The sequence below is a fragment of the Mesorhizobium sp. M4B.F.Ca.ET.089.01.1.1 genome, from assembly GCF_004022605.1.
GTDB classification, from domain to species: domain Bacteria; phylum Pseudomonadota; class Alphaproteobacteria; order Rhizobiales; family Rhizobiaceae; genus Mesorhizobium; species Mesorhizobium abyssinicae.
Genome location: NZ_RZOS01000266.1, coordinates 1 through 7877, shown reverse-complemented (window position 1 = coordinate 7877; position 7877 = coordinate 1). Strand labels below are relative to the sequence as shown.

The 7877-nt window shown below is 63.9% G+C and carries 6 protein-coding genes and 1 pseudogene; 4 read left to right on the top strand and 3 right to left on the bottom strand.

Going from position 1 to position 7877, the window contains the following annotated elements; genetic code table 11:
• The 3 genes from EN780_RS22125 to EN780_RS22115 form a co-directional block, all read right to left on the bottom strand.
• The coding region (locus EN780_RS22125) for a class I SAM-dependent methyltransferase (RefSeq protein ID WP_133372669.1) at window positions 1–300 on the bottom strand (300 nt) is incomplete at its 3' end.
• The gene (locus EN780_RS22120; protein ID WP_245500066.1) at window positions 300–1541 is read right to left on the bottom strand and encodes a DUF3419 family protein; all 1242 of its coding nucleotides are present in this window, start codon (window positions 1539–1541) and stop codon (window positions 300–302) included. The genes EN780_RS22120 and EN780_RS22125, both read right to left, overlap by 1 nt.
• Before the next feature lie 307 nt (window positions 1542–1848).
• The gene (locus EN780_RS22115; protein ID WP_128275321.1) at window positions 1849–5460 is read right to left on the bottom strand and encodes a hydantoinase B/oxoprolinase family protein; all 3612 of its coding nucleotides are present in this window, start codon (window positions 5458–5460) and stop codon (window positions 1849–1851) included.
• Between the two features lie 189 nt (window positions 5461–5649).
• On the opposite strand from EN780_RS22115, the gene EN780_RS22110 reads away from it, so the two are divergent.
• The 4 genes and pseudogenes from EN780_RS22110 to EN780_RS22095 form a co-directional block, all read left to right on the top strand.
• Window positions 5650–5850 (top strand): hypothetical protein, encoded by a 201-nt coding sequence (locus tag EN780_RS22110; RefSeq protein WP_127285031.1) that lies wholly within the window; start codon window positions 5650–5652, stop codon window positions 5848–5850.
• A 145-nt stretch (window positions 5851–5995) separates the two neighbouring features.
• Window positions 5996–6715, top strand: a complete 720-nt coding sequence (locus tag EN780_RS22105; protein ID WP_127311414.1) for a DnaJ family molecular chaperone — start codon at window positions 5996–5998, stop codon at window positions 6713–6715.
• Window positions 6712–7479 carry an N-acetylmuramoyl-L-alanine amidase gene (locus tag EN780_RS22100; RefSeq protein ID WP_127311415.1) on the top strand — a complete coding sequence of 256 codons (768 nt, stop codon included), beginning with the start codon at window positions 6712–6714 and terminating at the stop codon, window positions 7477–7479. The genes EN780_RS22105 and EN780_RS22100 overlap by 4 nt, the downstream gene beginning before the upstream one ends.
• A gap of 186 nt (window positions 7480–7665) precedes the next feature.
• A pseudogene (locus EN780_RS22095) lies at window positions 7666–7877 on the top strand (lytic transglycosylase domain-containing protein); the annotation flags it as partial.

The following is a 7877-nucleotide window of genomic DNA, read 5'->3' as shown; positions in this document are numbered from 1 at the left end:
GACGCGGCCGGACAGGTTTTCGCGAGCGATGGCCGCGCCCGCGGTCTCCAGCATTTCCGCCGAAATATCGAGGCCGAAGAAGCGTGCCTCGGGATAGCGGCGGGCGGCGAGGATGATGTTGCGGCCGGTGCCGCAACCGAGCTCGAGCACCGTGCCTCCGGCCGGCACGTCCAGCCCCGATATCAGCCGGTCGCGGCCAAGCAGGTAGTATTTGCGGGTCAGGTCGTAGATATGGCGCTGCCAGCGATAGACGCCGTCCATCAGTGCGGCATGGCTGGCGGGCAGTTCGGTGGTGCTCATCAGCGCTTCACATAAAGGTGGAAGCCGCCATAGATGGCCGAACGGTCGCGCGCCGAGAAGTCGCGCGAGGCCTCGGCCTCGTAGCTCCACTGGTCAAGCAGCGAGTTGGAGACGCGACCGGGCAGCAGGCTGGGCTCGGCCGCCGTGCGGAAGATGACACGGGCGCCGGCCGATGCCGTGCGGGTGATCTCCGACCACAGCGCGTTGAGCTGGTCGTCGGTCATCCAGTCCTGCGCGTCGAGCAGGATGAAGCGGTCGACCGCGCCCGCATCCTTGCCGGCGAGAAACTCGATCAGGTTGGTGTGGTTGATGGCGACGCGGTCGATGTTGTGGCGGATCACCTTGTAATTGCGCTTCTCCAGATAGGCGGGGAGTGCTGCCTCGCCGGGCTCGGGATAGCGGCGGGCAAAGGCCTGCCAGGCGAAATAATTGGTGTTCAGCGGGAAATCGCAGGCGAGCTTTTCCAGCCTGGCCTTGAGCACGCTCGCCATCGTGCCGTCGCCCGAGGTGATCAGCGAATCGTACTGCGCCGGCGGAATGCCGAGACCGAACAGCGACGCCTTGCGCGACGTCGCCCATTTCAGCAGCGGCTTTTCGAAAACCGGCGCCAGTTCCTCGTTGAAGAAGCGGCGCTGCTCGCCGATGTTGCTGGCCTGCATGATGCCCGCGGGGTCGACGCCAAAGAACTTGCCGACGCGATGTCCCATGGCGATGAACAGGCCGAGCAGGCCGGTTTGGTAGAAATTGCGGTCGAAGACCTCGATGCGCCGGCGGCCGCGCCAGTTACGGCGCTCCCAGTAGTGGCGGCTGACCGGATCGAGATGCGGGGCGATGAAGCGGTCATAGGCTTCCGAATTGTGGCTGGTGTCGGTGGCGCCGAAGAAGCGGAACAGGTCGCCCTGCGAGGGCAGGCGGCGCACCGCCTCGAGCTTCATACGGTTCAGCGCGATATGGGCGGCGTTGAGGTCGACGGCGTCGATCCGTTCGGGCGAACGGGTGAGATAGGCGAGGATGTTGCAGCCGCCCGAGGCAATGGTGACGATGCGGTGGCCGCCGCCGAGCTGCATGGCCTCCATGTCGACATCGGGGTCTTCCCAGATCTGCGGATAGACGAGGCCGGAAAACAGGAAGGCGAAGAGCCGCTCCGACATGCCGGCCTTCGACAGCGGGCGATTCTGGTAGACGGCTTTTCCAACTTCCTTGCCGCGACGAAAAACCAGATCTCCGGAAACGTCCGTCATGGCAAGGTGATTCCCCGTTTGCTTTGGCGCAAGCGGGTAGCGCAGCGTTATGACAGGCCGGTGACAGACGGGGCCTCGATAATTCTACTGCGGCGGTCATCTGAAGCGACTTCTGCGCTTACTACAGCGCCGCGCGTCCACAAGGACGCGCAAAGGACGCTGTAGCATCTTTGTTTGCGCATGATCCTTTCCGAAATCGATTTCGATTTCGGGGTCATGCGCGAAGCTCACGGACTTATGTCCGCTCCGCTTCGGTTCTCGAAAGCCACGCCACCTGAAATAGCCGCAGCGAGTTCTCGAAGCCTCCTTATGCCTTGCCGAACCCTCCAGGCGTCGGCGTGGTGACGATGACGGCCTCGCCGGCGTCGAGCACGGTCTGGTCACAGGCCTTCAGCACGTCGACAGCGCCGCCGTTGCGACGGACCTTGGTCGAGCCCGCTTCGCCGTCGCCGCCGCCGTCCAGGCCCTGCGGCGGCCGGTTGCGGTGTGAGGACAGGATCGCGCATTCCATCTTTTCAAGGAAACGGATGGTGCGCTTCGTGCCGTCGCCGGCATCCCACTTGCCCTTGCCGCCGGAGCCTTCGCGGATGTGGAAATCCTCGAGCAGCACGGGGAAGCGCAATTCCAGCACTTCCGGGTCGGTGAGGCGGGAGTTCGTCATATGGGTATGGACGCCGGAGGTGCCGGCAAAGCCGCGGCCGGAGTTCATCCGGCCGGCGGGCGAGCCCGAGCAGATCGTCTCGTAATACTGGTACTGCTTGTTGCCGAAGGTGAGGTTGTTCATCGTCCCCTGCGCATTGGCCATCGCGCCCATGGCGCCGAACAGCGCATTGGTCACATGCTGCGAGGTCTCGACATTGCCGGCGACGACGGCCGCCGGATAGGCGGGCTTCAGCATGCAGCCGTCGGGGATGACGATGTTGATCGGCCTGAGGCACCCCGCATTCATCGGGATCATGTCCTCGACCATGACGCGGAAGGCATAGAGCACGGCGGCGCGGGCGACGGGTTCCGGCGCGTTGAAATTGTTCTTCATGACCGGCGAGGTGCCAGTGAAGTCGACGATCGCCTCGCGCTTTTCCCGGTCGACCGAGATCCTGACCTTGATCACCTGACCGGTGTCGGTCGGATATTCATACTCGGAGGTGTCGGGCAGCCGTTCCAGCACGCGGCGCACGCTTTCGGCGGCGTTGTCCTGGACGTGGCCCATATAGGCCTCGACGACATCGAGGCCGAAATGCGCGACCATCTTGCGCAATTCGGCCACGCCCTTCTCGTTGGCGGCGATCTGCGCCTTGAGGTCGGCGATGTTCTGGTGCGGATTGCGCGCCGGGTAGGGGTGGTCGGTGAGCAGCGTCTCCAGTTCCTTCTCGCGGAAGCGGCCGCGATCGACGATGCGGAAATTGTCGAACAGCACGCCTTCCTCGTCGACCGTGGTGGCCAAAGGCGTCATCGAGCCGGGTGCGGTGCCGCCAACATCGGCGTGGTGGCCGCGCGAGGCCGCCCAGAACAGGATCTCCTTGCGCGCGTCATCGAACACCGGCGTCACCACGGTGATGTCGGGCAGGTGTGTGCCGCCATTGTAGGGCGCGTTCAGGGCGAAGACGTCGCCCGGATGGATGTCGCCGGAATTGAGGCGAATGATGGTCTCGACCGAGCGGTCCATGGAGCCGAGATGCACCGGCATGTGCGGCGCATTGGCGACCAGCGCGCCATGGCGGTCGAACACGGCGCAGGAGAAATCCAGCCGCTCCTTGATGTTGACCGAATAGGCGGTGTTCTGCACCGTCACGCCCATCTGCTCGGCGATCGACATGAAGAGGTTGTTGAAGACCTCCAGCATGACCGGATCGGCTTCGGTGCCGAGCGCCGCCTGGCGGCGTTTCTTCTCGGTCCGTCGCAACAGCACATGGTTCCTGGCGGTGATCTCGGCCCGCCAGCCCGGCTCCACGACGATCGTCTGGTTGGGCTCGATGATCAGCGCAGGGCCAGCGACCCAGTTTCCGGGGGCGAGCGCCTCGCGGTGAAAGATGGCCGCCTCTCGCCATTCGCCTTCGGTGAAGATTTTGCGAGTCCTGGAAGGACTTGCGGCCAGATCCTCTGTTGTCGATTCAGTTTCATCACGGCCACCCCCACCGGTATCGGTGCCTTCGACGCCGGCGGTCTCGACGATCATTGGCTTGTCGTCATAGACGAATCCGAACTGCGCCTTGTGGGCAGCTTCGAAATCGCGCCTGGCCTGGAAGATCGAACCATCGGCGAAATTCACCGGCAGCGCGGTGTCGGTGCCGTCATAGCGGATCTGCAGCACCGGCCGGGAGGCGACGGCGCCCTCGGCGATGCCTTGTGCCGCGAGCTCGGCGATGACGGCTTTCCTCAACGTCGCGACGAGCGCGTCGATCTCCGTCCTAGATTCGTCGGCGAGCGGCTTGAGCAGCGCCTGCTGGCGCGAGGCAAAGACCGACGACAGGCCGATGCCATAGGCCGAAAGCAGGCCGGAGAAGGGATGGATCAGCACCGCTTCCATGCCGAGCGCATCGGCGACCAGGCAAGCATGCTGACCGCCGGCGCCGCCAAAGCAGTTCAAGAGATATTCGGTGACGTCATAGCCGCGCTGCACCGAGATCTTCTTGATGGCGTTGGCCATGTTCTCGACGGCGATGGTGACGAAGCCTTCGGCGACAGCTTCCGGCGTGCGGCCATCGCCGATCTCGGCGGCAAGCGTGGTGAATTTATCGCGCACGGTGTCGACGTCGAGCGGCTGGCCCTGGCCGGGACCGAAGATCGCCGGGAAGAAATCGGGCTGCAGCTTGCCAAGCATGACATTGGCGTCGGTCACGGCGAGCGGGCCGCCGCGCCGGTAAGCGGCAGGGCCGGGATTGGCGCCTGCGGAATCCGGACCGGCGCGGAAGCGGCCGGCCTCATAGTGCAAGATCGAGCCACCGCCCGCGGCAACGGTATGGATGCGCATCATCGGCGCGCGGATGCGCACGCCGGCGACCTCGGTGTCGAAGGCTCGCTCATATTCGCCGTCATAGTGGGCGACGTCGGTCGAGGTGCCGCCCATGTCGAAGCCGATAACCTTGCCGAAGCCGGCGAGCATCGCCGTCTCGACCATGCCGACGACGCCGCCAGCCGGGCCGGACAACAGCGCGTCCTTGCCCTGGAACATATCGGCGGCGGTGAGGCCGCCTGAGGACATCATGAACATCAGGCGGGGGCCGGCGCCCAATTCGCCTGCCACCCTTTGCACATAGCGCGACAGGATCGGCGACAGATAGGCATCGACCACGGTGGTGTCGCCGCGGCCAACCAGCTTGATCAGCGGCGACACTTCGTGGCTGACCGAGACCTGGCCGAAGCCGAGCTTGCGACAGACTTTCGCGACGGCCTTCTCGTGGTCCGGATATTTCCAGGCATGCATGAAGACGATGGCGACCGCATCAATGCCGTCGGCTTTGGCCTGTTCGATCGCCGGGCCGCAGGCGGCGATGTCGAGCAGGCGTTCGACGCGGCCGTCGGCGCGCACGCGCTCGTCGATCTCGATGACGCGCTCATAAAGCTGCTCGGGCAGCATGATTTCCTTGGCGAAGATATCCGGACGCGCCTGATAGGCGATGCGAAGCGCGTCGCGAAAACCCTTGCTGATGAGCAGGAGCACACGGTCGCCCTTGCGCTCCAGCAGCGCATTGGTGGCGACAGTGGTGCCCATCTTGATGTCGCCGATGAGGCCTGACGGAATGGCGGCGCCGGATTTCAGCCCAAGCAGGTCGCGAATGCCCTGGATGGCGGCGTCCGCATAGGCTTCGGGATTTTCCGACAGCAGCTTGCGGGGGTGCAGCCCGCCTTGCGGGTCGCGGCCGATGACGTCGGTGAAAGTGCCGCCGCGGTCGATCCAGAAATCCCACTTTTCAGTCATCGCGGCTCCCGGCATTTTCCCTGCGCAATCTGGTGCTTGGCCTGTCCTGTTAGTGTGCAATGCTGCGGCCGGCAACCGCCCGGATGATGTTACATGCGGAAATGCAACGTTACGAAACTCCAGGCCGGCTGATGCATTTCCCCTTCGACTGCTCACCACAATGTGAGCGTCAGGTGAAGGAGAGATATCATGAACAAGCTCATTCTGGCGTCCCTTTCGGCGCTAGCGTTGCTTGGGGTTGCGGCGTGCAGCGACAGCGGCACCGACAACACCACCACCCAGAGCACCAATCCGCCGGCCGCCGAGGAACCGATGAAGCCGGCGGCTCCGGCCGCTCCTGACGCAACGAAGCCTGCCGAGCCGGCTCCGGCAACACCCCCTGCGCAGTAATCTGATGCGTTGACGAAGAAGGCCGGCTTCATGCCGGCCTTCTCTTTTCGAATCGGGCGCCTTGTTGGGCGCCGTCGTCAAATCGGTTGGGCCTGCGGCACTGTCTTCGCTTGATAGCGGCGGCCGGTTCGCACTAAGAAGCCTCATGTCGATTTGGGACCGCCTTGGCGACTTCATAGCTCGTGTCACCGCTTCAACGTCATCGGGTGTCGCCGATGTCGTCGAAGCCGTGCGGACGGTTTTCTCCGGAGATGCCGATCTGCGCCGCCGCGTCGCCTTTTCGGTGGCGATGATCGCGCTCTCGGCCAAGATGGCCAAGGCCGACGGCGTGGTCACCCAGGATGAGGTGCGCGCCTTCCAGGAAATATTCGAGGTGCCGCCGAAAGAGACGCGGAACGTGGCGCGGCTCTATGACCTGGCCAAGCGCGACGTGGCCGGTTTCGAGATCTACGCGCAGCGCATGGCGCAGCTTTGCGGTTCCGGCCATACGAACTGCATGATGCTGGAGGACATACTCGACGGCCTGTTCCACATCGCCAAGGCCGATGGATTGATCCATGAGCGCGAAGGCCAGTTCCTGCACCGCATCGCCGAGATTTTCCGTATCGACGAGGCGCATTACCAGAGCATCCTGGCCAGGCACGTCAATCTCGGCGCCGGCGACCCCTATGTCGTGCTCGGCATCGAACGGGGAAAGCCCTTCGATGAGGTCAGGAAGCGCTACCGCAAGCTGGTTTCGGACAATCATCCCGACCGGCTGATCGCGCGCGGCCTGCCGCAGGAGTTCATCAAGATCGCCACGACCAGGCTCGCGGCGATCAACGCCGCCTATGAGATGATCGAACGGGGCCTCAGGCACGTATGAGCGGTTTCCTGCCCGACCAGCCGGGAGCCGAGGTCAGGGTATCGCCGAATTTCGGCCCGCGGCGCGATACGCCCAGACCCAATATGATCGTGCTGCATTACACCGGCATGGCCACCGGCGCGGGCGCCGAGGCGTGGCTGTGTGATCCGGCCAGCGAGGTCTCTTCCCACTATCTCGTCCATGAGGATGGCCGCGTCGTGCAGATGGTGCGCGAAAGCGACCGCGCCTGGCATGCCGGCAAGAGCTCGTGGTTCGGGCGAACGGACATCAACTCCTGCTCGGTCGGCATCGAGATCGTCAATCCCGGTCATTCGCTCGGCTATCCCGGCTTTCCCAGGCGGCAGATCGATGCGGTGACCGACCTGTGCGCGGGCATCGTGCAACGCCATTCCATCGCGGCACAGCGCGTGCTCGCCCATTCCGACGTGGCGCCGGGTCGCAAGGTCGATCCGGGCGAAAAATTCCCCTGGAAGACCCTGTTTGCGGCCGGCATCGGCCATCTCGTTCCGGCGGCGCCGATTCGGCGGGGCGCGGTGCTCAAGGCCGGCGACATCGGGGGCGATGTCGAGGCGTTGCAGTCGATGCTGTCGCTCTATGGCTATGGCGTGGAGATATCGGCTGCTTTCGACCGCCAGACCGAAATCGTCGTCGAGGCTTTCCAGCGGCATTTCCGGCCGCGGCTGGTCGATGGCGTGGCCGACGGCTCGACAATCCGGACGCTGCAAAGGCTGCTTGCTTCCGTAAAGGCAATCCCGGCCGCATAGTCCATCTCGCATCGCTAAATTACAATCTGTCACTTAAAGTGACTTGCGCCGCCTTGTTTGCCGCCAAATCGGTCGTCAAAGGCGATCTGTGCAATTTATCGGACGTCTAACCTCCCGAGATGTTCCGATATTGATTTGGTGTCGCCGCGTGAAGTTCTTCGCGCGGTTCTAACAGAACAGGACCACATGCAAAATTTGACCGTCTTGACGGCAGCCGTTGCTGCCGGTGTAATGACTTTTGCCATCGGCGCCGCGAATGCCGCACCCCAGAGCCTGCGGGCCGACAACGGCTTTGTCGCCGCAGCCAGCAAAACCGCGCCGAAAGCCGCAGAGGCCCCGAAAGCAAAAAAGACGACCACCGCGAAGGTGCAGAAGGTCGCCCCGGTGAAAGCCAGTAA

Coding starts and splice junctions, on each gene's coding strand:
- EN780_RS22115 (WP_128275321.1), bottom strand. CDS start 5,460: ATGACTGAAAAGTGGGATTTCTGGATCGACCGCGGCGGCACTTTCACC.
- EN780_RS22105 (WP_127311414.1), top strand. CDS start 5,996: ATGTCGATTTGGGACCGCCTTGGCGACTTCATAGCTCGTGTCACCGCT.
- EN780_RS22120 (WP_245500066.1), bottom strand. CDS start 1,541: ATGACGGACGTTTCCGGAGATCTGGTTTTTCGTCGCGGCAAGGAAGTT.
- EN780_RS22100 (WP_127311415.1), top strand. CDS start 6,712: ATGAGCGGTTTCCTGCCCGACCAGCCGGGAGCCGAGGTCAGGGTATCG.
- EN780_RS22110 (WP_127285031.1), top strand. CDS start 5,650: ATGAACAAGCTCATTCTGGCGTCCCTTTCGGCGCTAGCGTTGCTTGGG.